We start from the raw sequence: 21240 nt of genomic DNA, 5'->3' as shown, positions 1-21240 counted from the left end.
TCAGAGAATGTGATGCAGGTCATGTTGACCGGACGCGTTTCGCGGCCCGCGGGGCGCGGTTCTGATCGAGCGGGTTCCGCCCGCACCGCCACGGATCGACCAGCGCCGAGGAAAGAGCATGCTCAAGCGACTGTCCGCGACCAGCAGCGCCGCCGTCGCTGTGCTGACCCTCGCCGCCTGTGGGACCGGCAGCGGCCAGGGAACCCAGGGCATGCTGGTCTGGACCACGTACGGGACCGGCACCTCCACCTACGCCGATGTCGCAGCGGTCGCAGAGGCAGTCACCACCGCGGGCGGCCCCGACATCCGGGTGGTCACCTCCGACACCGCCATCGGCCGCGTCGCCCCCCTCCGTGAAGGCCAGGCGCAGATGGGGCGCTTGGGCGACGAGTACATCTACGCCTTCGAGGGCGACTACGAGTTCGCCGGGCAGGAGTGGGGTCCACAGGAGATGCGGGTGGTCTGGGGGGCCGTAGCCCCGCACGGGCTGCTCGTCCGCGACGACTCGGGCATCGACGACTTCGCGGACCTGGAGGGAACCGACTTCCCCCGGATCACGGCCAATCCCTCGGTCAACAACAAGCTGGACGCCTTCCTGGCCTACGGGGGCCTCACCCGGGACGACGTGAACGAGGTCGAGGTCGACTACGGGCAGCAGGCAGAGGCACTGGAGACCGGCATGATCGACGTCCTCTTCCACCAGGTGTACGGGCCCAACCTGTACCAGTTGGAGAGCGTTTTCGACGTGCGGTGGCTGAGCCTGGACGAGGGCGCCGACGAACAGATCGCGGCCCTGGAGGAGGTCGCCCCGACCGTTGAGATCGGTGACTTCACCGGAGGCCCCGGCCAGGCGGAGGGGCAGAGCGACACCAGCCTCGTGTACGCGCTGCCGTTCGCCACCTACGCCGACACCGACGAGGACCTCGTGTACGACACGGCGAGCGCCATCCACGACAACTTCGGTGCCTATGAGAACTCCACTTCCAACACCCACTACTGGGAGTTGACGGCCATCGACTCCGAACCCAAGGCGGTGCCCTTCCACCCGGGCGCCGTGCGCTTCCTCGAGGAACAGGGCGAGTGGTCCGCCGAGGACGAGGCCCGCAACCAGGAGCTGCTCGAACGCGAAGAGCGGTTGCAGGACGGCTGGGAGGAGTTCGCCGACGAGGCGGCCGGGCGCGACACCTTCGAGGTCGCCCGTGAGTGGACCGCCTGGAAGGACGAGAACATCCCCGAGTAGGGGCGACCGGCGTGGTGCGCGGGAGGCAGCGCCGCGGGGACGAGAACGCGCTTCGACGGAAAGTGGGACGACAGGTATGAACGGCCGCTGCACAGGCCCCTGGAGAACCGTGGTGATGGCCTTCACCGTCCTGGGGGTGCTCCTCACGGTGAACCAGGTGTTCTTCCTGAACCCGTTCGGGATGTCCCTGATGCGTCACCAGTACCTGTACTTCGTCCTGATGCTCTTCCTCCCCCTGGTGTTCCTCCTGTTCCCCGCGTACGCCGGGGACAAGGAGCGGGTTCCCTGGTACGACGCCGTCCTGTTCGGAGCCGCGATCGCCGTCACCGGCTACTTCGGCCTCAACACCGAGCAGATGCTCACCTTCGGATGGGACTACTCGGCGCCGCCCGTGGCCGAGCTCTTCAGCTACGCACTCTGGCTGCTGGCCCTCGAGTCGCTGCGGCGCTGCGCGGGGTGGGTCATCACCGCGATCGCCTTCGTGTTCTCGGTCTACCCCGTTTTCGCCGGTGTGGCCCCGGTCGGCCTCCTCCGGGGAGTGGACTACGACCTGCCCGGCGCCGTGCGGATGCACGCCATGGGCACGGAGAGCATCCTGGGGCTCCCCCTGCAGACCGCAGGGTCGATCCTGATCGGGTTCCTGCTGTTCGGGGTGGTGCTGCAGCACACCGGCGGCGCCACCTTCTTCTACCAGCTCGCCCAGGCCGTGTTCGGGGGTTCGCGCGGCGGTTCGGCCAAGGTCTCTGCGGTCAGCTCCGGTGCGCTGGGGATGATGAGCGGCAGCGCGGTGTCCAATGTCCTGACCACTGGCCCCATGACCATCCCCGCGATGCGCCGCGGGGGCTTCAGCGGGCGCTACGCGGCGGGTGTGGAGGCGACCGCTTCCTCCGGCGGGTCGGTGACCCCGCCGATCATGGGGTCGGCCGCCTTCCTCATGGTGTCGTTCGTCGGGGTCCCCTACGGCCAGATCGCCCTGGCAGCGGCGATCCCCGCGTTCCTGTACTTCCTGGGGATCTTCACGCAGGTCGACGCCTACGCCGCGAAGGCGGGGCTCCGCGGCCGGCCCAGAGCCGACCTCCCCCGCCTGGGCAGGGTGCTGCTCGAGGGCTGGCCCTACGTGCTGGCGCTGGTCGCACTGGTCCTGCTCCTGGTGTTCCACAGGAACGAACAGCAGGCGCCGTACTTCGTCATCGCGGCGCTGCTGCTGATCGCCGCACTCAAGCCGACGGACCGCATGACCCTCCGCAAGTTCGGGGACCTGCTCTTCGCGGCGGGCCGGACCATCGCGGAGATCCTCGGCATCATCGCCGGGGTCGGGCTCATCGTCGGTGGCTTGGCCATGACCGGCGTGTCCCTGTCACTGGCCCGCGAACTCGTCGTCCTGGTCGGCGGCAGCCTTGCCCTGATCCTGATCGCGGGCGCCGTCACCTCCTTCGTCCTCGGCATGGGGATGACCATCTCGTCGGTGTACATCCTGTTGGCGATCGTGATGGCGCCGGCACTGGTCGAGCTGGGGGTCGACCCGATCGCGGCGCACCTGTTCGTCATCTACTGGGCCACGGTCTCCTACATCACCCCACCGGTCGCGCTGGCCTCGTTCGCGGCTGCGGGGATCGCCGGGACCAGACCCATGCAGACCAGCCTGACCGCGATGCGGCTCGGCATGGTCAAGTACGTCATCCCGTTCTGCTTCGCCCTCAACCCCGCGCTGGTCGCCCAGGCGGGCCCGGGCGAGGTCGCGCTCGCCTTCGCCTTCGCCGTCGCCGGTGTCGTGCTCATGGGCTGCGCGTTCGAGGGCTGGATGATCGGGCTCAACCGCCGCATGCCCTGGACCGCCCGCGCGGTCGCACTCGCGGCCGGGGCTGCCATGCTGGCACCCGGCGTCACCGTCAGCCTGGTCGCCCTCGCCGCGGCCGCCGCGGTCATCGCCCTGACCTGGCTGTCCACCACGCCGGAGGAGCCCTCAGGGGTAGCTGCCGGGAGCACCACCCCTGAGGACCCCGACACCGTGGCGGCTGCTGCGGGTGTCGCCGACCCCGACGACACACCGGCTGGTGGCACGCGCCCCCAGGGTTCTTAGGCCCGCCTCCTGGGGGACGTGATCCCTTGTGCGGTCCGCCCGGCCGCGCGTATCAGAGCGGGTACAGCACCGGGTTGGCGGGCCCGTCCGGGACACCGCCCGGCTTGGTGCCCGGCATGAGGATGTCCAGCTGGGGCTGTTGGTCCTCGCCGACCTTCGGGGTCACGCGGGTGGCGGAGTCCAGGTAGATCACCGTCATCACGCGCCGGGCGGTGTCGCTCTCGTTCCGGCCCGCGCGGTGGAACGTCCATCCCAGGTGGAAGCTCACGTCGCCGAGCGCGAAGGGCTCCTGGACGGTCTCGAACCGCTGCCGTCCCAGTTCCTCCTGCAGGAGCCGCTCCGACTCCTCGCTGATGGGCAGGTCCCGGCCGAACGCGAAGCGGTGGCTGCCGCGGGCGAAGGCCAGCGGACCCATCTCGAGCGGCGTCTCCTGCAGCGGGATCCACACGGTGCACACCCGGTCGCTGTCCAGAGGCCAGTAGTACTGGTCGGCGTGCCAGGGTGTGATCTCACCCGAGGGTTCCTTGTACAGGGCCTGGTCCGCGAACAGCCGCACGCCGTCGGTGCCGAGCAGCTCGGCCGCGATGCGCGCCAGCCGCTGCGAGAAGACGATGTCGCGTGCTGCCTGGCTTCCGCGCCACAAATTGCCGACCTGCAAGAACGCCTTCTGCAGGGTCGACCGCTCTTCGAGTGGCACGTCCGAGGTGGTGTTGAACGCGTGGACCTTGTCGGTGATGTCGGGTTCCAGGTGTTCCAGAGTGGCGGGCTCCAGGACACGGGGGAGCCGGATGAAGCCGTCGCGCTGGAAGTCCGCGGCGGCCGTCGGCGGCAGGTCGTAGGCGGTGTGCAGATCGGCTGAGCGCGTCGGCTGCATGCCGGTTCACCTTGCTTTCGTGGTGGTGCTCCGTACGGGATGGGTGGAGTGGTGTCAGTCGTCGAGCCAGCAGGCTTCGAGGCGGGAGGGATGTCAGTCGTACAGGTACAGGTAGGGCTGCCGGGGCACGGTGTCGGCCCCGGCCCGGGCCAGCGTGAGGGCCCCGGCCGCTGAGGAGCCCAAGGGCGCGGTGAAATCGGCGTCCGGTACCTGGCGCAGCACCTCGGCCCGGAACGGATCCTGCAGCAGCGCGCCGACGTCGAAGAGCCTCCCGCCCCAGGAGAAGCGGCGGGCCAGGCCGGGCGGCGACGCGGCGACCGCCGTCTCGCCCAGGCGTGTTCCGGCCTCGTCCCAGATGCGGAGGGCGACCTCGTCGCCCGCGCGGGCCGCGGCCGCCACGTCCGGGGCGAAGGAGGCCAGCAGAGCCGCGGGTGGGACCGTGCCCGTGTAGACGCGGGACTCGAGCTCGGCAGCGTCGCCGAAGCGGCCTTCGAGCCGGGTGAGCAGCTCCGGGGAACCGCCGGGGCGTCCGTCGCGGGACCGGAGCGCGCACCGCAGGCCCCGCTGTCCGACCCAGGCGCCGCTGCCGTCGTCGCCGAGGAGGTACCCCCAGCCGTCGCCCCGTTGCCAGAGCTGTCGGAAGTCGGTTCCCAGCGCGACCGATCCCGTGCCCGCGGCGACGACGACGCCGGAGCGGCCGCCCAATGCCCCGACGTGTGTGGTCAGCGCGTCCGCGGCGACGAGCACGCTGCCGATCCGCGATCCGTTCCGGAGGAGGCGGACGAGTTCGTCGGGGTGCCCGATCAGGTCCGGCAGACCGGTCAGGCCGATCGCCACCCGGGCGAACCGGTGCGCACCGAGCCGGTCGCCCGCGCCCCGCAGCAGCGCGTTCAGCCGCGGCACGAGCCTGGGGACGTCGATACCGCCGCGTGCCCGCGGCAGGGGAGTGTCGTCCAGGACGTGGGCGGAGCGCTCTCCGAGCTCCGCGACGCCACGGATGCCGCCCCCGCCCACGTCGACACCGACCAGGGCCGCGCCGGTCATCGCTCCGCCAGGGCCGCGACCGCCCCGCGCACGCTGCCGTGCGCGGACAGCAGCTCGCGCGCGCGGACGACCGGGGCCCCGGTGAGCAGGGTGACCAGTGCTGGGGGCACCTCGCCCCCCGAGTCCTCCAGCACCGCCTCGCACCGGGGGCGGGGCTCCGCGGACGCCTCGGCGAGCAGGTCCACCGAGCGGGCACGGAGTTTCGCGTTGGTCGCCACGAGGCCCACCATCAGGTTGGAGTAGGTCCGGCCGCCCCGGACCATGAGGGCGGTGGAGAAGGAGTTGAGGACGACCTTGGTGGCCGTGCCCGCCTTGAGGCGAGTCGACCCGGTCAGGGCCTCCGGCCCGGTGTCGGCCACGACGGGCAGGTCGCACAGGTCGAGCAGGGGGCTCGACGGGTTGCAGGTGAGGAGGACGCACAGGGCGCCGCAGCGTCGTGCGGACCGCAGGGCCCCGGCCACGTAGGACGTCGACCCCGAAGCCGTGATACCCACGGCCACGTCCGCCGCCCGCAGGCCTTTGGCGTCCCCCCCGCCCATGGCTTCGGAGTCCTCGAAGTCCAGGCCGGGGTCGGTCAGCGCGGGGGATCCACCGGGGAAGTGGGCGGTGAACAGGTCCGGTTCGGCACCGAAGGTCGGGGTGATCTCGGTGGCGTCGAGGACGGCGAGGCGGCCCGACGCGCCGGCGCCGAAGTAGTGCACGCGGCCGCCGTCGCGCAGCCGCTCGTGTGCGGCGTCCACTGCTTCGGCCAGCTGGTCGGACGCGGCCTCCGCGGCGCGGACCCCCCGCCCGTCCTCCGCGTGGAGCAGTCCGAGGACGCCCTTGGTGCTCAGCGTGTCGATGTCGGACGTCAGCGGATTGCGGGTCTCGGTCGGTGGCGGCTGGTGCTCCATGGCCCCGTCTTTCCGTCCTGGCGTTCCCTTGCCGTCGGCGCAATTAGTTCCGTACAGTACATAAATAATTCGGAAGCGGGCAAGCCCAACGGAAGTACGGCCCAGTGCGGGGATGCCCTGTCCGCGACTCCGGCCGGTTACCTTGGCTTCCCCGGGAACGGCACTCTTCTCATGAGCGGAAGACGCGCCGAGAGGCTGCGAAGTCCCCCCGCCCGGTTCCTCCGGGCTCGAGACCGCAGGGAGAGAGCATGTCCATCAGGAGTTGCGGGTGGAGCCCGGTCACCGTTGCCGCCGGAGGGGCGGCCGCGGTACTCGTCCTCACCTCGTGCGCCGTCTTGTCCACGAACGACGGTGCTGAGGACGCACCGGACGACGTCTCCACCACCATCACCGACGAGCCGGTCACCCTCACACTCGCCTACACGGACGAGCCGCCCAGCGAGGCACTGGTGGACGGCTTCACCGAACAGCACCCCAACGTCACCGTCGAGACCCAGCACACGCAGTTCACGGACTACGTCCGGACCATCACCCTCTCGATGTCCTCCGACGACCCGCCCGACATCGCCCAGTACAACCCGGGTGCCATGCGGTCGCTGATCCCGGCCGGCGAAATCCTCAACCTGGACGACCACGGCGAGGCCTACGGATGGGACGGGGCCTTCCCGGAGACCAGCCTGGAATCCCTGCGCACGAACGAGAGCGCCACGGAGTACAACACCGGCAGCCTCTACGCCGTCCCCGGCGCACTCTCCATCCTCGGGGTGTTCTACAACCAGGAACTCCTGGACGAGGCCGGGGTCGAGGAGCCGCCCGAAACCCTGGACGAGTTCGAAGAGGCGATGGGACTCGTGCGCGACGACGGAACGACGCCGCTGAGCCTCGGCGCCCTGGAGGTGGGCGGGGTCCACCTGTGGAACGCACTGCTCAACGGGCTCGGGGACGAGGACGAGTACCGCGACTGGGTGTACGGGGCACCGGACTCCACCATCGAGACCGACGCGGCCGAAACAGCCACCGAGACCCTGGGCCGCTGGGCTGAGGAGGACTACTCCTCCGAGGGCGCCAACGCCACCTCCGACGACGACGCGCTGGCCGACTTCGCCAACGGCGGGAGCGCCTTCCACGTGACCGGCAACTGGGCCGCGTCCCAGATCGCCGAAGAGATGGGTGACGACGCCGGGTTCTTCCTCATGCCCGGCACCGACGCCGGCGCCCCGCCGGTGGCCTCCGGCGCCAGCGTCTCCTTCGCCGTCTCCTCCCAGACCGAGCACTACGACGAGGCGGCCGCCTTCCTGGACTACCTGCGCTCACCCGAGGCCGCGCAGATCCAGCTGGAGACCGGGTTCATGCCCGTGGACCCCGACGCCCCCGCCGAGGGCGACGGCGTGATGGGGGAGATCAACGACGGCTTCTCGGAGGTCATCGACAACGAAGCCCTCGTCCCGTTCCCCGACTTCGCCACACCGGCCATGGGCGACCAACTGGTCCCGGGCGTCCAAGGGGTCCTCTCCGGGACCACCGGCGACGAGGAGTTCCTCGGCACGCTCCAAGGGGAGTGGGACACGCACCATGAGTGAGGGCGCCGTGGCGGACCCGGCCCAGCACCGCGGCCGCAAGCGGCGCGGGCGCGGCCGGGGCCAAGGCGGAGGGTTGAGCGCCTGGCTCTACCTCATGCCGGCGGTGCTCGTCTACGCGGGGTTCGCCATCTACCCGGCGGTGAGCACCCTGCAGTTCTCCTTTCTGAACTGGGACGGAGTGTCACCGCCGACCGGGGAGGGGCTCGGGAACTACCTGCGGGTGCTGACCGATCCCCTCCTCGGGCGGGCGATCATCAACGGGCTCCTGCTCATCGTCTTCTTCACGTTCATCCCCCTCGTGGTCGGCCTGCTGATGACCGCGCTGATGCTCGGGCGGATGCGCAGGGGGATGACCTTCTACCGGGTGGTCTTCTTCCTCCCCCAGGTACTTCCGCTGGTGGCGGTGGGTACGACCTGGCGCTGGATGTACAGCGAGCACGGGATGATCAACGAGTTCCTCCGGTCGATCGGCCTGGACCACGTGACCCGCGTGTGGCTGGGCGACCAGAACTTCGCGCTCATCGCCCTGGGGTTCATCGGCACCTGGTGCATGAGCGGGCTGTGCATGATGCTCTTCATGAGCGGCGCGCAGAAGATCGACTCCTCCCTCTACGAGGCCGCCGCCATCGACGGGGCCGGAGCCTTCCGGCGGTTCCTCAGCGTCACCCTGCCCGGGCTGCGCAAAGAGGTCAGCATCGCCAGCGTCATCACCGTCATCGCCGCGCTGGCCAGCTTCGACCTGGTGTTCGTCACGACCAACGGCGGCCCGGCAGGCGCGACCAACGTCCCCGCGCTCCTGGTGTACCGGCTGGCCTTCAACGAGGGCCAGATCGGGGCGGCGAGCGCGCTCGCGGTGGTCCTGACCCTGCTCGTCATCGCGCTCGTCAGCACGATCCGGTATTTCGCGAGGGAGGACAGTTGAACCAGAGCACGCCGGGCACCGTCCTGCGCTACGGGCTCCTCAGCCTCCTCGCCGTCCTCATCCTCCTGCCGTTCGTCGGGATCGTCCTGGCCGCGCTGCACCCCTCCAACAGCCAGGTCAGCGGCGTCAGCCTGCCGGACGTGTGGTCCTGGGAGAACTTCCTGCTGGCGTGGGAGGCGGGCAACTTCACCGACCTGATGCGGTCCAGCCTCATCATCAGCGTGGGCGTGGTGCCGCTGACCGTCGCCTTCGCCACGATGGCGGGTTTCGCGCTGTCGATCCTACGGGTGTGGGGCGGCCGCGTGCTGTCGATCGGGTTCGTCCTGGGCCTGACCCTGCCGGTCGAGCTGCTGGTCATCGCGCTCTACTTCAACCTGCGCGAGGTCGGCCTGACCAACGACTACCTCGGTGTCATCCTCGCCGAGATCGCCTTGTTCCTGCCCTTCGGCGTCTACTGGATGCAGTCGCACTTCGCGGGTGTGCCCAAGGAGCTGGTGGAGGCCGCGCGGATGGACGGAGCCCGGAACAGCACCGTGCTGGTGCGGGTCCTGCTGCCGATCTCCTGGCCCGCCATCACCACCCTCACGGTCCTGGTGTTCATGTGGTCGTGGAACCAGTTCCTGCTGGTGCTCGTGATGATGCAGGACCCCGCGATGCGCACCGCCCCCACGGGCCTGGGGCTCTTCGTGGGCCAGTACGGGACCGACATCCCGCTGCTCGCGGCCGCGAGCCTGATCGTCATCGCCCCGATCGTCGTGGTCTACCTGGTGTTCCAGCGCAGCTTCGTCAACGGCATCACCCAGGGGGCCATCAAGGGATAGCGGCCGAGAGTGCCGAGCCGGGGACACCGGTTGCCGTGTCCGACGGCCCGTGGTTGCGTGCTGGTAGAAGCGCCGTCCACTTGCCGTGGAGCCGATGATGACCAAGCACGCGCCGGATGCCATCGAACTGCCCACGACGCGCGACAACCCCTTCGACCCCCCGGAGGAGCTCCTGGCCCTGGGGCGCGGCCCCCACTCAGGCCGTTGCGGTTCCCGGACGGACACGTCGGTTGGCTGGTGACCGGCTACGCCGCCGCCCGATCAAACGCCCCGTCGCCGAAGAGCAGTCGGCGGCGACCCTGCCGGGCATGTTCCAGTTGATCTACGGGGTTCATCGTCTCCCGGTGACCTGGTGAGAGCGCAATCGACGGAGACGGAGGAGTGACCGTGCGGATAGAGGCCGACCGGCAGGTCTGCATTGGTGCGGGCATGTGCGTCCTGGCGGCACCGGCGCTGTTCGACCAGGACGAGGACCAGGGCCTGGTCCTGCTTCTGGAGCCCGAACCGCCCGAGGGGCAACACGAGCCCGCCCGGACGGCGGAGGCCGCCTGCCCGTCCGGCGCCATCCGGGTGACCGGGCCCTGAAGCGCGCCGACAACAGGGACCGCCCATCCGGATGGCCCGCTCAGGCCGCCGCCCCGCGCGGCGGCAGGGACGGGTCGTCGATCACCGCGCCGGGGACGGTGATCACCTTGGCGGCCAGGGCGTTGGCGCGGCGTGCCGCTTCGACGGCGTCCGCTCCGCCCAGACGCGCCGCGAGGAACCCGGCGTTGAACGAGTCACCCGCCGCGGTCGAGTCGACGACCCGCCCCACCCTTTCAGCCGGTACGCGCACCGGTCCGCCTTCGTGCCAGACGTGGCACCCGTGCGCCCCGTCCTTGACGACGATCTCCTCCGGCCCTTGGTCCCGCAGGCGCCGGGCCGCGGCGGCGGGGGAGCCGTCGCCGAACAGTGCGTGCTCGTCGTCGAAGGTCGACAGCGCTGTGCTCGCCAGACCGTAGGCCGTGCGCACGGCGTCGCGCGCCGCCTCTCGGCTCGGCCACCCGCTGGGCCGGTAGTTGCTGTCGAACACGACCCGCGCGCCCGAAGCGCGGGCACCGCGGAGGAGCCCCCACAGGTGTTCCCGCGCCTCCGTCGTCAGGAGCTGCAGGGTCACTGCGGACAGGTAGAGCACGTCGTATGGGGACAGGTCCTCGTCGGTGGCGGTGTGCTCCTCACCGAAGAGCCGCCGTGCCGGGGATTGCGACCGGTAGTAGGTGAAGGAACGCTCTCCCGCCCCGTCGGTGCGCACCAGGTACAACCCCGGCTGTGCGTCCGGAACGCGGCCCACGAGCCGGGTTCCCATCCCCTCTCCGCGCATGGCGTCCAGCACCAGATCGCTGTAGTGGTCGTCGCCCAGCAGGGTCAGGTAGTCGACACCCACCTTTTCCGGCTTCGTACTGCGGGCCAGGTACAGGGCCGTGTTATAGGTGTCGCCGGCGACGTTCAGGCTCAGGTCGCGCTCGGTCCGGTGGGTGAGCTCCACCATGCATTCGCCGATGGCCAGGAAGCGGATCACCGGGGGACCCCCGACCGGCGCTCCCGTGCGGCGGCGAAGTGCCCGGCGAGGTCGTCGGCGGCGAAGAGTTCGGATCCCACGGAGACCGCGAACGCGCCCGCCGCGAGCCAGTCCGGTACCTCGCTCAGCGCGATCCCGCCGGAGGGCACGAGTCGGCAGCCCGGCAGCACGGGGGCGAGCGACCGGAGGTAGCGGGTACCGCCCACGTGCGCGGGGAACACTTTGGCGATCCCCGAGGCGCTCGCGGCGGCCAACTCGCCCGGGGTCATGCCGCCTTCGACGAGCAGCGCCGCGGAGCGCTCCGCCGTGCGCCTGACATCGGGTACCGGGTAGGGGCTGACCAGGAAGGACGCACCGCTGTCCAGCGCGCGGTCGGCCACCGTCGACTCTGTGACCGTGCCCATCCCGGTCACCATGTCCGGCAGGTCGGCGGTGAGCCCCGCCAGCAGGCCGTCCCAAACGGGGATGGACGTCGTCAGTTCCACCACCCGCGCACCGGACTCCCGCAGTCGGTGGACCTGGTCCCTGACCGCCGACGCGTCGGGGGTGCGGAGTACGGGGAGGATCCCGGCCGCACCCAACGCGCTGAGTACCTCGTCGGGTCCGCGTGTGCGCGAACTGATGTGCGGGCTCGTGTGTGGACTCGTATGTGAGCTCGTCATCTCCGGCCCCCTCACCAGTCGTGCATCGAGCCGTCCAGGCGGCGGTTCACCGGCAGGTACCTGGGCTCGTAGGGGTACCGTGCGGCGGCTTCCTCGTCGATTTCCACCCCGAGGCCGGGTGCGTTGCCCGGGTGCATGTAACCGTCCTTGAACGTGTAGGAGGTCTTGAATACCTCGCTCGCTGGCTCCAGGTGCCCCATGTACTCCTGGATGCCGAAGTTGGGAACGGTCAGGTCGAGGTGGAGTGCGGCGGCGAACGACACGGGGGACAGGTCCCCCGCGCCGTGCGACCCGGTACGCACGCCGTGCAGGTCCGCCAGGTCGAAGATCTTGCGCAGGTGCGTGATACCGCCCGTGTGCGACACCGACGTCCTGATGTAGTCGATGAGCCGCTGGGAGATTAGGTACTGGCAGTCCCAGATGGAGTTGAAGACCTCACCCACGGCCAGCGGTGTGGTGGTGTGCTGGCGGATGGTGCGGAAGGCCTCCTGGTCCTCGGCGGGTGTCGCGTCCTCGATCCAGAACATCCGGTAGGGCTCCAGGGTCTTGCCCAGCTGGGCCGCTTCCAGCGGAGAGAGCCGGTGGTGCACGTCGTGCAGCAGGTGGAAGCCGTACCCGAACCGGTCCCGGACCGCCTTCATCATCTTTGGGGCGAAGTCCAGGTAGGCGGGTGTGTGCCAGACGTTGTCGGTCGGTATCGACGAGTCCGCCGGTTCGTAGGTGTTGCCGGTGCCGGGGTGGTGCAGGCCGTAGGTGCTGTCCAGGCCTGGGACGGCGGCTTGGACCCGCACGGCCCGGTAACCGCGGTCGAGGTACCGGGCCACGTCGTCGAGGAGTTCGTCGGTGTCCTGGCCGCTGGCATGCCCGTAGATCATCACGCCTTCGCGCGCCGCGCCGCCGAGCAGCTGGTGGACGGGCTGCCCCGTCACCTTGCCGAGGATGTCCCACAGGGCGCAGTCCACTGCGGCGATGGCGGTCATGGTCACCGGGCCGCGCCGCCAGTAGGCGCCTCGGTACAGGTACTGCCAGATGTCGTTGATCCTGCCCGCCTCACGGCCGATGAGCAGCGGGCACACGTGGTCGCGCAGGTAGGAGACCACCGAGAGCTCTCGACCGTTCAGGGTCGCGTCACCGATGCCGGCGACCCCGTCCTCGGTTGTGATCTTCAGGGTGACGTAGTTGCGGCCCGGGCTCGTCACGATGACGTCCGCGGAGGTGATCTTCATGGTCGGTTCCTCGTTCGGTTCTGTGGGGCGGTGCGGGACGGGGACGCGAGGGCCCGTTAGACGGGGGAGTTCGCGTGCGGGGACGCGGAGAGCTCGTGGACGTGGTGGGCGACCGCGTCGACCAGAGCGGCATCGTGCGCCAAGGGAGTGTCCAGGAGGGCCAGGACCCGGGGGACGGCCTCGGCTAGCGGGCCGGACGCCGCCTCCCGTGCTTCCTGGGAACGGGGGTCCGAGACGGGTGCGCCCAGGCCGCGCAGGTGGCACACCCACGAGGCCAGAGTCCGCGCCGCACCCTGCGGCAGGCGCCCGAGCGCCCGCTCCGGGCGCAGCGTCGGCAGGATCCGCACCGGCAGCTTCAGGGAACCGTCCGCCGCGATCTGCTCGAGCCGGTGCCGCATCCTCGGGTTGGACCAGCGCTCCAACAGCGCCGTGAGGTAGGAGTCGACCTCGTGTTCGGGCAGGACCAGGTGGCTACGGGCTTCGCCCCACCACTCCCGCAGCCAACCGAGACAGGTCTCGTCGCCCACCGCGTCCGCGACCGTGGTGTGCCCGCGCGTGCTCCCGGCATAGGCGAGCAGGGAGTGACCGCCGTTGAGCAAGCTGAGCTTGCACTGCTCGTAGGGGGCTACGTCGTCCGTGACGACCGCTCCGACGGATTCCCACTCAGGCCGGCCCGCCGGGAAGTCGCCGCTGATCACCCACTGGGTGAACGGTTCGGTCACCACGGGGGAGGCGTCCAACACCCCGGTACGGGCCAGGACCCTCTCCCGCTCCTCCACGGTGGCGTCGGGGGTGATCCGGTCGACCATGGTCGTGGCGTAACGGGCGGCACGGTCCACCACGGGGACCAGTTCTGGGTCGACGAGCGCCGCCATGTCGCGCACGACCGCGCGCACGGTCGAACCGTTGTGGGGCAGGTTGTCGCACGGCACGACCGTGACCGGCCCCAGCCCGGCACGCTCGCGGGCCACCAGTCCGGTCAGGAGCCGGGCCGGTACCGAGGCCGCCGGCGCCACCGGGTCGCGGCGCAGCCGTTCGGCGTCGGCACGCACCTGGTGGTCGCCGGTGTCGAGCCCTCCGCCGGAGAGGTGGCGGTAGCCGGCCTCGGTCACTGTCAGGGTGACCACGGCCAGGTCGGGTGAGCGGAAGTAGTCCAGCCATGAGGCGTGGTCGGCGGCAGGGTGCACCGCCGTGACGCTGCCGACGACCTCGCACCGGTCTCGGTCACCGTGCCTGGTGATGAGCGTGTACAACCCTTCCTGCGGGCGCAGTGCCCGTGCCGCGCCGTCACTGCGTCCGGTGAAGGCCGCGATGCCCCAGCGGCCCGGGGCGTGGTGGGTGTACCAGGCCGCGTGGGCACGGAAGAAGTTGCCGAGGCCCAGGTGCACGATCCGGACCGGCGAGGGTTCCAGCTCTGGGGAGCCCGCACGAGTGAGGGTGTTCGCTTCGTCTGCCGGACGGGCGCTCACAGCTTGAACACCTCCCGGGGATTGGTCGTGCACAGGTCGACCGCGACGTCGGCGGCCTCGTCCTCGTCCAGGCGGTGTTCGGCGACGAGCCCGGCGAGGTATCCGCTGTCCAGGCGGCGGGACATGTCGTGCCGGGCCGGGATCGAGCAGAATGCCCTGGTGTCGTCGATGAAACCGGACGTTCGGGTGAAGCCCGCCGTCTCGGTCACGGCGCTGCGGAAGCGGCGCACGGCTTCCGGCGCGTCCAGGAACCACCAGGGGGCACCGGCGTACACGGATGGGTAGAAGCCGACGAGAGGGGCGATCTCTCGGGAGAACGTGGTCTCGTCCAGTGTGAACAGGACCAGATGGAAGTTCGGGTGGGTTCCGAACCGGGCCAGCATCGGCCGGAGCGCCTCGGTGAACTCCGCGCGCATCGGGATGTCGTGTCCGGTGTCGCCGCCGAAGGCCTGGAAGGTGGGAGCGTGGTGGTTGCGCAGGACCCCCGGGTGGAGGGTCATCACCAGGCCGTCCTCGGTGGACATCCGGGCCATCTCGAACAGCATGTGGCGCCGGAACGCCCTGGTCTCCCGCGGAGTGGCGGTGCCCGCACGGGCGGCCCGGTAGATGCGTCCGGCCTCGTCCTGGCTGAGCGGGTCGGTGCGCACGTCGGCATGGCTGTGGTCCGCGGAGGTCGCCCCGTGCTCGACGAAGTGGCGGCGCCGATCCTCGAGGGCGTACACGTAGCCCTTGTAGTCACCCGTGTCGATTCCCGCGACCGCGCCCAGGCGGTCCACGGCCTCGGCCCACCCGGCCGCGCCCGGCTCCAGGTAGCGGTCCGGACGGAAGGTGGGGATGACGCGCCCGTTCCATGCGGGGTCGGCGTGCAGTGACCGGTGTGCGTCCAGGTCGTCCGCCGGATCGTCGGTCGTGGCGAGAACTTCCAAGCCAAAGCTCTCGAAGAGGGCCCTCGGCCGGAACGCGTCCTGTTCCAGGCAGGAGGCGATCCTGTCGTAGATCGCGTCGGCCGTGTGCTCGGAGGGCCGCTGCGTGACGCCGAAGATCTCCGCCAGCTCGGACTCCAGCCAGTACCGGGAGGGAGTGCCCCTGAAGACGTCCCAACGCGAGCACAGGGCGCGCCAGACCGACCGTGACCTCGCCTCAGAGAGGTTGCCCTGTCCGACGCCGAGTTCGTCGAGGGAGAGCCCGTCGGCGTGCAGCAGCCGGGTCACGTAGTGGTCCTTGGCGACCAGCAGTGTGGACGGGTCGGGGAAGGGCGCGTCGTCGACGAACAGCTGGGGATCGACGTGCCCGTGCGGGGAGAGGACCGGCAGTCCGCGCACGTGCTCGTAGAGGCGCCGTGCGATCGCCCGGACCGACGGTTCAACGGGCAGGAGGCGATCCGGGTGCGGTGCGAGGGCCGCGGTAGAACCTGTCATGGCAACATGCTCGGGTCCCGGTCACACGGCGGGCAACGGGTTGCCGCGAGTTGTCACGGACCCGGCGGCCGGTGCGCCTCTGCGTGTTCCGGACGGCGCCGCTCAGCGTGGTCCGGCCGGTGGGGGCGGCCCGTGGACCGGCGGCGGACCAGGGACGTGGGAACCACGAGGGGAGCCTCCGTCTGGGGGCGTGCACCGTTGAGCACCGCGAGCAGGTGGCCCACCGCTGTGGAACCCACCTGGTACAGCGGAGCGGCGACGGTGGTCAGCCCCGGGGTGACCAGCTGCGCGCCGAAGATGTCGTCGAAACCGATGACGCTCAGGTCGTCCGGTACACGTTGGCCGTGCTTGACCAGCTCACCCATCAACCCGATGGCGATGAGGTCGTTATAGGCGACCACGGCACCGGCCGGTTCGGTCAGGAGCGTCTGGCCCGCCTCGGCTCCGCCCTCGAGGGTCGGGGGAAACGGACCGATCCGGCGGATCCTGGGTCCCTGGCCCCGCGTGGCCTCGCGTAGTTCCCGCCACCGCATCCCGTCGGTCCAGGACGCCTCCGGGCCCGCGACGTAGGTGAATCGCTCGTGCCCGAGCTCGCGCAGGTGGTCGATGGCCCGCCTGGCCCCGCGGCTGATGTCGGTGACCACGCTCGGTACCCCGGTCACCACCCGGTTGAGCACGACCATCGGCCGTTGTTTGGCGGTCACCCGGATGGTCGAGTCGGACATGCGCGAGCTCGCGAGGACCATCCCCTCGACTACGGGCAGGGTGCGTTCGAGGGCTTGGCGTTCCAGGAGGTCCGATTCCCGTGTGTCGGTGAGCAGCACGGTGTACCCGGCCTTGGCCGCGGCGTCCTGGGCGCCGCGGATGATGTCGAAGTGGAACGGGTTGGTCGCGTCGGCGACCACCAGGGCCAGCATGGACGTGCGCCCCACCGGCACCGCCTTCGCCAGCGGGTTGACCCGGTAGCCGAGCTCGTGCGCGATGTGCCGGATGCGTTCCGCGGTCTCGGCGTTGACCCGGCCCGGCCGGGAGAAGGCCCGGGAGACCGTCGAGGGTGCGACGCCCGCGGCCTTCGCGACGTCGTAGATCGTGGGCGGGCGCGGCTCACCCGGGTCACCCTCTTCGGAGCCGCCCCCGGCCATGTGCACCAACCTCCCACTCAGTGTTCAAACCGTAGGGCCCGCCGATGTAGGTGGCAATTCGCTCGGTGCGTCTCCGGTATCGCGTTGAGCAGGACCGGAGCGAAGTAGCCGCCGGGAGTGCTCGAGCAGGATCGGGCCCACGACAACTCGTGGCAACTCCTTGGAACGCGCCGGGACCCCTATGCGACAGTTCACATCATTCGAGCCTGTGAGCTCGATTTCACTTCCGCTTAACCGGCGCGACAGGAGAACCACCATGCTTCGTCCCCAGGACAACCCCAGCCGCGAACGCAAATCCTTGAACGGTCTGTGGGATTTCGTCGCGGATCCCGACGGTGTCGGTAGGAACCAGCAGTGGTGGCGGGGAGATCTCGAGAACACCAGGGAAATGCCGGTCCCGGCCAGCTACAACGACATCACCACGGACCCGGCGCTCCGCGACCACATCGGAGACGTCTGGTACCAGACCACAGCCCGGATCCCCCGGGGGTGGGCGGGTGAACGGATCGTCCTGCGGTTCGACTCGGCCACCCACCGAGCGGTCGTCTGGGTCGGCGACGATCAGGTGGCCCAGCACGAGGGCGGATACACGCCGTTCGAAGCCGACCTGACCGACTACGTCCGCGCCGGAGACGCCGTCCGGATCACCGTGGTGGTGAACAACGTCCTGACCTGGCAGTCCATCCCGCCCGGCGTGATCGAGGACAGCCCCGCTGGCAAGCGCCAGCGATACTTCCACGACTTCTTCAACTACGCCGGCATCCACCGCTCGGTCTGGCTGTACAGCACCCCGCGGACCTTCGTCGGTGACCTGGCCGTGGAGACTACCATCGAGGGGCCGACCGGGGTCGTCGCCTACGGGGCCGAGGTCGAAGGAGGCGCTGATGTGGGGGTACGCGCCACGCTCCGGGACGTGGAGGGCGTTGAGGTCGCCACTACCGCCGGAGCCGTCGGCACGCTGCGCGTGCCCGGAGCCCACCTGTGGAAGCCCGGAGAAGGCTATCTGTACGAACTCGAGACGGAACTGGTGGCTGACGGCCGCGCCCTGGACACCTACGTCATGCCCGTCGGAATCCGTACCGTCGAGGTGCGCGGCAACCAGTTCCTGATCAACGGCGAACCGTTCCACTTCACCGGTTTCGGCAAGCACGAGGACAGTCCGTTCCGGGGCAAGGGGCACGACGACACGGTCCTCGTGCACGACTTCGAGCTGCTCGACTGGGTCGGAGCCAACTCGTTCCGTACCTCCCACTACCCCTACGCGGAGGAGGTCTACGACTTTGCCGACCGGCACGGGATCGTGGTGATCGACGAGGTCGCCGCGGTGGGCCAGAACATGGGGATCGCCGGCGGCATCTTCGGCGCGCAGAACTACACGACGTTCTCCGAGGACACGCTCAACGACGCTAGCCGTGAGACACACGCCCAGGCCATCCGCGAGCTGGTGCACCGCGACCGAAACCATCCCAGCGTCGTGCTCTGGAGCATCGCCAACGAGCCCGAGTCGGACACCGACAGCGCGTTCGCCTACTTCAAACCCTTGTTTGATCTCACACGTGAACTCGACAGCACCCGGCCCGTCGGTTTCGTCAACGTGATGCTCTCCCCGCACGGCGCCTGCCAGCTCGCCGAACTGGGAGACGTCCTCATGCTCAACCGCTACTACGGCTGGTACGTCAATACCGGCGACCTCGCCTCCGCGGAGATCGGCCTGGAAGAGGAGCTGCGTGCGTGGGCCAGCGAGGGAAAACCCATCATCATCACCGAGTACGGCGCTGACACCATCAGCGGACTCCACGCGGTCAACCCGGGTCCGTGGACCGAGGAGTACCAGGTCGAGTACCTGGACATGAACCACCGGGTTTTCGACCGGATCGACGCCGTCATCGGCGAGCACGTCTGGAACTTCGCCGACTTCCAGACCACCTCGGGGATCATGCGAGTGGGAGGCAACAAGAAGGGTGTCTTCACCCGGGACCGCCAGCCCAAGTCCGCTGCTTTCGCCCTGCGCCGCCGCTGGCGCGGTGGTGACCGCTGACGCTCATTCGCCCGGCGGCCGGGTTGACCCGGCCGCCGCGCGCCGTGGCTCCACGGCCCCCTTCTGCACCCCCCGTAAAGCCCTCTCCGAGGAGCGTCATGTCTCAAACCGTCCGGACCAGTGCCCCAGTGAAGGGCAGCCTCCGGTTCCATCACTACCTGGGCTACGGCGCGGGCGACGCGGCCAACAACCTCGCGTTCTCGATGGCGTCGATGTTCCTGCTGCTCTACTACACGGACGTGGTCGGCATCTCCGCCGCGGCGGCGGGAACGATCTTCCTGGTTATCAGGGTCTGGGACGCGATTGGCGACCTCATCGCCGGTCGGCTGATCGACCGCGGAAGCTCGCGCTGGGGCAAGTTCCGTCCCTGGCTGGTGTTCGCCTCCCTCCCGCTGTTGCTGCTCAGCGTCGCCGTCTTCACGGTCCCGGACCTGAGCCCGGGATGGACACTCGCCTACGCCTACCTCTCCTACGGGGCGCTCGCCATGGTGTACAGCCTGGTCAACATCCCCTACGGTTCGCTGGCGCCGGCTATCACCCAGGATCCGCAGGAGCGCGCCAAGCTCGCCACGGCGCGCACCCTGGGATCGGTGAGCATCATTCTTCTGCTCTCTTTCGCGGTCTCGCCCCAGATCGAGAACTCGGACGATCTCCAGAGCTCTCTCACGGCGACCACCCTGGTTTTCGTCGCGGTCGGTTTCGCACTGTACGTGTGGACCTTCCTGAGTACTCGGGAGAATGTCGAACGCGACGTCACCCGGGTAGGGCTCAGGGAGAGCCTGGTGGCGCTGAAGGGCAACAGGCCGCTCATCGTGCTGTGCTTGAGCGCGCTCTCCGTGCTCGTTGCGCTCTTCTCCCTGCAGACGATCAACATCTACTACGCGCGGGACGTGCTGGGTAACGCCAACTACTTCATCGTTCTCACGTTGCTGACCATGGGGACGACCTTCATCATCGCGCCGCTCGTGCCCAGGATCGTGTCGGCCATCGGCAAGAAGCGTGCGTACATCCTCGGCGGCGCCCTGGGAATGGTCGGAGCCGCCGGTGTGATGCTCGCTCCCGCCTCGCAGCCGCTGTTCGCCTTCGTCGCCTTCGGTGTCATGGGGTTGGGCCTCGGGGCGGTCAACACCTTGATGTGGGCGTTGGAGTCAGACACCGTCGAGTACGGCGAGTGGAAGAGCGGCGTGCGCACTGAGGGAGTCAACTACGCGGTGTTCTCGTTCGTGCGCAAGTTGGGCCAGGCCCTGGGCGGCGCCGCGGCGGCCTACACCCTCGGGCTGGCCGGGTACGCCGCAGGCGAGGCCGTCCAGTCAGAGGCCGTCCAGTGGAGTATTCGCGCCGCCGCCGGACTGGTACCCATGATCTTCCTCGGCATCGGGATCGCGGTCATGAGCCGGTACACGCTGACGGAAGCCGAATTCCGGGACATGGTCGACGACATTCGGGCACGCTGACCCCGTGCCCGGTGTTCGTACCGCAGCTCTCCCTGTGGCTGCCCACCTTCCTGGGGCTCTTGAACTAGCGGGTTTGTGGGGCCGGACCGTCGCCGGGGGACTTCCGGGAAGGATCGTAGGATTCTGTTGTGTCGAACCGACGTGTCTACCGGAAGGCCCCGGCCTACCCCATCGAGGCCGTGGACAACGTCCTCGCGCTGCTGGAGATGCTGCGGGACTTCGGCTCGGTCCAGCTGAGTTCCGCCGCGCGGGACCTGGGCGTCTCGCCGTCGACGGTCCACCGGCTCATGGCGATGCTGGTCTACCTGTCTGGTCCGAGAGTGCTCCGGCGTTCACGCCAGAGGTGAATCGGATTCGAACCTGCGCTCGCCCGTTAGGACGGGCGTTTCTGGTCCTCGATATAAGCGCACAGCACGCTGACCGGCTCGCCCCCGACAGATCCGGCGAAGTAGGACCCCGACCACAACCGGCCGCCCCACAGGTACTTGTTCACGTGCGCCCCGTACTCCTTGCGCAGCAGCCGGGAGGACACCCCCTTGAGACTGTTGACCAGCTTGGACAGCTGCACCTTGGGCGGGTAGTGCACGAGCAGGTGAACGTGGTCGTCCTCGCCGTTGAACTCGCGCAGCTCAGCCGCGAAGTCGCTGCACACCTGGCGCATGATCTCCTCGCACCGGTTGAGCACGGCACCAGTGAGGACGCCACGCCGATACTTCGTGACGAACACCAAATGGACATGAAGGTTGTATACGACGCGCCTTCCAGCGCGCACATCGGGGTTTGGTTCCCAGCGTGGTGACATAAACCAATGCTACGATG

20 protein-coding genes are annotated in these 21240 nt (G+C 69.4%); 10 read left to right on the top strand and 10 right to left on the bottom strand.

Going from position 1 to position 21240, the window contains the following annotated elements; genetic code table 11:
* Positions 1-118: 118 nt before the first annotated feature.
* Together ACYVD1_RS05710 and ACYVD1_RS05705 are read left to right on the top strand one after the other, a co-directional pair.
* Entirely contained in the window at positions 119-1240 is a 1122-nt protein-coding gene (locus ACYVD1_RS05710) for a TAXI family TRAP transporter solute-binding subunit (RefSeq protein ID WP_460768764.1), read from the top strand.
* Positions 1241-1355: 115 nt separating this feature from the next.
* Entirely contained in the window at positions 1356-3320 is a 1965-nt protein-coding gene (locus ACYVD1_RS05705; protein WP_460768761.1) for a TRAP transporter permease, read from the top strand.
* A gap of 52 nt (positions 3321-3372) precedes the next feature.
* On the opposite strand, the gene ACYVD1_RS05700 is transcribed toward ACYVD1_RS05705, so the two are convergent.
* The 3 genes from ACYVD1_RS05700 to ACYVD1_RS05690 form a co-directional block, all read right to left on the bottom strand.
* Positions 3373-4194, bottom strand: coding sequence for a phytanoyl-CoA dioxygenase family protein (locus ACYVD1_RS05700; RefSeq protein WP_460768758.1), 822 nt, complete (start codon positions 4192-4194; stop codon positions 3373-3375).
* Between the two features lie 93 nt (positions 4195-4287).
* Entirely contained in the window at positions 4288-5238 is a 951-nt protein-coding gene (locus ACYVD1_RS05695; protein WP_460768755.1) for an N-acetylglucosamine kinase, read from the bottom strand.
* On the bottom strand, positions 5235-6131 hold the full coding sequence (locus tag ACYVD1_RS05690) for an N-acetylmuramic acid 6-phosphate etherase (protein WP_460768753.1): 897 nt from the start codon (positions 6129-6131) through the stop codon (positions 5235-5237). Before ACYVD1_RS05690 ends, ACYVD1_RS05695 begins: the two co-directional genes overlap by 4 nt.
* 248 nt (positions 6132-6379) lie before the next feature.
* Between ACYVD1_RS05690 and ACYVD1_RS05685 the strand changes: the two genes are divergently transcribed.
* The 5 genes from ACYVD1_RS05685 to ACYVD1_RS05665 all read left to right on the top strand — a co-directional run bounded on the left by ACYVD1_RS05685 (position 6380) and on the right by ACYVD1_RS05665 (position 10039).
* Positions 6380-7711 (top strand): ABC transporter substrate-binding protein, encoded by a 1332-nt coding sequence (locus tag ACYVD1_RS05685; protein ID WP_460768749.1) that lies wholly within the window; start codon positions 6380-6382, stop codon positions 7709-7711.
* Complete coding sequence (locus ACYVD1_RS05680) at positions 7704-8633, top strand: carbohydrate ABC transporter permease (protein ID WP_460768747.1); 930 nt, start codon at positions 7704-7706, stop codon at positions 8631-8633. The genes ACYVD1_RS05685 and ACYVD1_RS05680 overlap by 8 nt, the downstream gene beginning before the upstream one ends.
* A complete protein-coding gene (locus ACYVD1_RS05675; protein WP_460768744.1) occupies positions 8630-9454 on the top strand; it encodes a carbohydrate ABC transporter permease in 825 nt (274 codons plus the stop codon). The genes ACYVD1_RS05680 and ACYVD1_RS05675 overlap by 4 nt, the downstream gene beginning before the upstream one ends.
* Before the next feature lie 97 nt (positions 9455-9551).
* The gene (locus ACYVD1_RS05670) at positions 9552-9695 is read left to right on the top strand and encodes a hypothetical protein (RefSeq protein ID WP_460768739.1); all 144 of its coding nucleotides are present in this window, start codon (positions 9552-9554) and stop codon (positions 9693-9695) included.
* A 146-nt stretch (positions 9696-9841) separates the two neighbouring features.
* Positions 9842-10039 (top strand): ferredoxin, encoded by a 198-nt coding sequence (locus ACYVD1_RS05665; RefSeq protein ID WP_460768736.1) that lies wholly within the window; start codon positions 9842-9844, stop codon positions 10037-10039.
* A gap of 40 nt (positions 10040-10079) precedes the next feature.
* Here ACYVD1_RS05665 and ACYVD1_RS05660 read toward each other — a convergent pair whose 3' ends face one another.
* The 6 genes from ACYVD1_RS05660 to ACYVD1_RS05635 are packed head-to-tail and all read right to left on the bottom strand — an operon-like array spanning position 10080 to position 16929.
* Complete coding sequence (locus ACYVD1_RS05660; RefSeq protein ID WP_460768733.1) at positions 10080-11012, bottom strand: sugar kinase; 933 nt, start codon at positions 11010-11012, stop codon at positions 10080-10082.
* Positions 11009-11674, bottom strand: a complete 666-nt coding sequence (locus tag ACYVD1_RS05655) for a bifunctional 4-hydroxy-2-oxoglutarate aldolase/2-dehydro-3-deoxy-phosphogluconate aldolase (protein ID WP_460768731.1) — start codon at positions 11672-11674, stop codon at positions 11009-11011. Before ACYVD1_RS05655 ends, ACYVD1_RS05660 begins: the two co-directional genes overlap by 4 nt.
* An 11-nt stretch (positions 11675-11685) precedes the next feature.
* A complete protein-coding gene (gene manD / locus ACYVD1_RS05650) occupies positions 11686-12900 on the bottom strand; it encodes a D-mannonate dehydratase ManD (protein WP_460768729.1) in 1215 nt (404 codons plus the stop codon).
* Between the two features lie 56 nt (positions 12901-12956).
* Positions 12957-14369 carry a mannitol dehydrogenase family protein gene (locus ACYVD1_RS05645; protein WP_460768727.1) on the bottom strand — a complete coding sequence of 471 codons (1413 nt, stop codon included), beginning with the start codon at positions 14367-14369 and terminating at the stop codon, positions 12957-12959.
* On the bottom strand, positions 14366-15787 hold the full coding sequence (uxaC, locus tag ACYVD1_RS05640; RefSeq protein WP_460768722.1) for a glucuronate isomerase: 1422 nt from the start codon (positions 15785-15787) through the stop codon (positions 14366-14368). Before uxaC ends, ACYVD1_RS05645 begins: the two co-directional genes overlap by 4 nt.
* A 53-nt stretch (positions 15788-15840) precedes the next feature.
* Complete coding sequence (locus ACYVD1_RS05635; RefSeq protein ID WP_460768720.1) at positions 15841-16929, bottom strand: LacI family DNA-binding transcriptional regulator; 1089 nt, start codon at positions 16927-16929, stop codon at positions 15841-15843.
* Positions 16930-17185: 256 nt separating this feature from the next.
* Between ACYVD1_RS05635 and uidA the strand changes: the two genes are divergently transcribed.
* The 3 genes from uidA to ACYVD1_RS05620 all read left to right on the top strand — a co-directional run bounded on the left by uidA (position 17186) and on the right by ACYVD1_RS05620 (position 20768).
* A complete protein-coding gene (uidA, locus tag ACYVD1_RS05630; protein ID WP_460768716.1) occupies positions 17186-18967 on the top strand; it encodes a beta-glucuronidase in 1782 nt (593 codons plus the stop codon).
* 98 nt (positions 18968-19065) lie between these two features.
* Positions 19066-20421 carry a glycoside-pentoside-hexuronide (GPH):cation symporter gene (locus ACYVD1_RS05625; protein ID WP_460768714.1) on the top strand — a complete coding sequence of 452 codons (1356 nt, stop codon included), beginning with the start codon at positions 19066-19068 and terminating at the stop codon, positions 20419-20421.
* Between the two features lie 128 nt (positions 20422-20549).
* A complete protein-coding gene (locus tag ACYVD1_RS05620; protein ID WP_460768711.1) occupies positions 20550-20768 on the top strand; it encodes a helix-turn-helix domain-containing protein in 219 nt (72 codons plus the stop codon).
* Between the two features lie 26 nt (positions 20769-20794).
* Here ACYVD1_RS05620 and tnpA read toward each other — a convergent pair whose 3' ends face one another.
* On the bottom strand, positions 20795-21223 hold the full coding sequence (gene tnpA / locus ACYVD1_RS05615) for an IS200/IS605 family transposase (protein WP_460768708.1): 429 nt from the start codon (positions 21221-21223) through the stop codon (positions 20795-20797).
* Between the last annotated feature and the right edge of the window lie 17 nt (positions 21224-21240).

The sequence above is a fragment of the Nocardiopsis nanhaiensis genome (assembly GCF_054778635.1).
This window is presented reverse-complemented; position numbering and strand designations above follow the sequence as displayed.

Bases quoted from the DNA above. Each gene is read 5' to 3' on its own strand.
- ACYVD1_RS05635 (WP_460768720.1), bottom strand. From the start codon at position 16,929: ATGGCCGGGGGCGGCTCCGAAGAGGGTGACCCGGGTGAGCCGCGCCCG.
- ACYVD1_RS05685 (WP_460768749.1), top strand. From the start codon at position 6,380: ATGTCCATCAGGAGTTGCGGGTGGAGCCCGGTCACCGTTGCCGCCGGA.
- uidA (WP_460768716.1), top strand. From the start codon at position 17,186: ATGCTTCGTCCCCAGGACAACCCCAGCCGCGAACGCAAATCCTTGAAC.
- ACYVD1_RS05710 (WP_460768764.1), top strand. From the start codon at position 119: ATGCTCAAGCGACTGTCCGCGACCAGCAGCGCCGCCGTCGCTGTGCTG.
- manD (WP_460768729.1), bottom strand. From the start codon at position 12,900: ATGAAGATCACCTCCGCGGACGTCATCGTGACGAGCCCGGGCCGCAAC.
- ACYVD1_RS05655 (WP_460768731.1), bottom strand. From the start codon at position 11,674: ATGACGAGCTCACATACGAGTCCACACACGAGCCCGCACATCAGTTCG.
- uxaC (WP_460768722.1), bottom strand. From the start codon at position 15,787: ATGACAGGTTCTACCGCGGCCCTCGCACCGCACCCGGATCGCCTCCTG.
- ACYVD1_RS05625 (WP_460768714.1), top strand. From the start codon at position 19,066: ATGTCTCAAACCGTCCGGACCAGTGCCCCAGTGAAGGGCAGCCTCCGG.
- ACYVD1_RS05670 (WP_460768739.1), top strand. From the start codon at position 9,552: ATGACCAAGCACGCGCCGGATGCCATCGAACTGCCCACGACGCGCGAC.
- ACYVD1_RS05705 (WP_460768761.1), top strand. From the start codon at position 1,356: ATGGCCTTCACCGTCCTGGGGGTGCTCCTCACGGTGAACCAGGTGTTC.
- ACYVD1_RS05690 (WP_460768753.1), bottom strand. From the start codon at position 6,131: ATGGAGCACCAGCCGCCACCGACCGAGACCCGCAATCCGCTGACGTCC.
- ACYVD1_RS05680 (WP_460768747.1), top strand. From the start codon at position 7,704: ATGAGTGAGGGCGCCGTGGCGGACCCGGCCCAGCACCGCGGCCGCAAG.
- ACYVD1_RS05700 (WP_460768758.1), bottom strand. From the start codon at position 4,194: ATGCAGCCGACGCGCTCAGCCGATCTGCACACCGCCTACGACCTGCCG.
- tnpA (WP_460768708.1), bottom strand. From the start codon at position 21,223: ATGTCACCACGCTGGGAACCAAACCCCGATGTGCGCGCTGGAAGGCGC.
- ACYVD1_RS05695 (WP_460768755.1), bottom strand. From the start codon at position 5,238: ATGACCGGCGCGGCCCTGGTCGGTGTCGACGTGGGCGGGGGCGGCATC.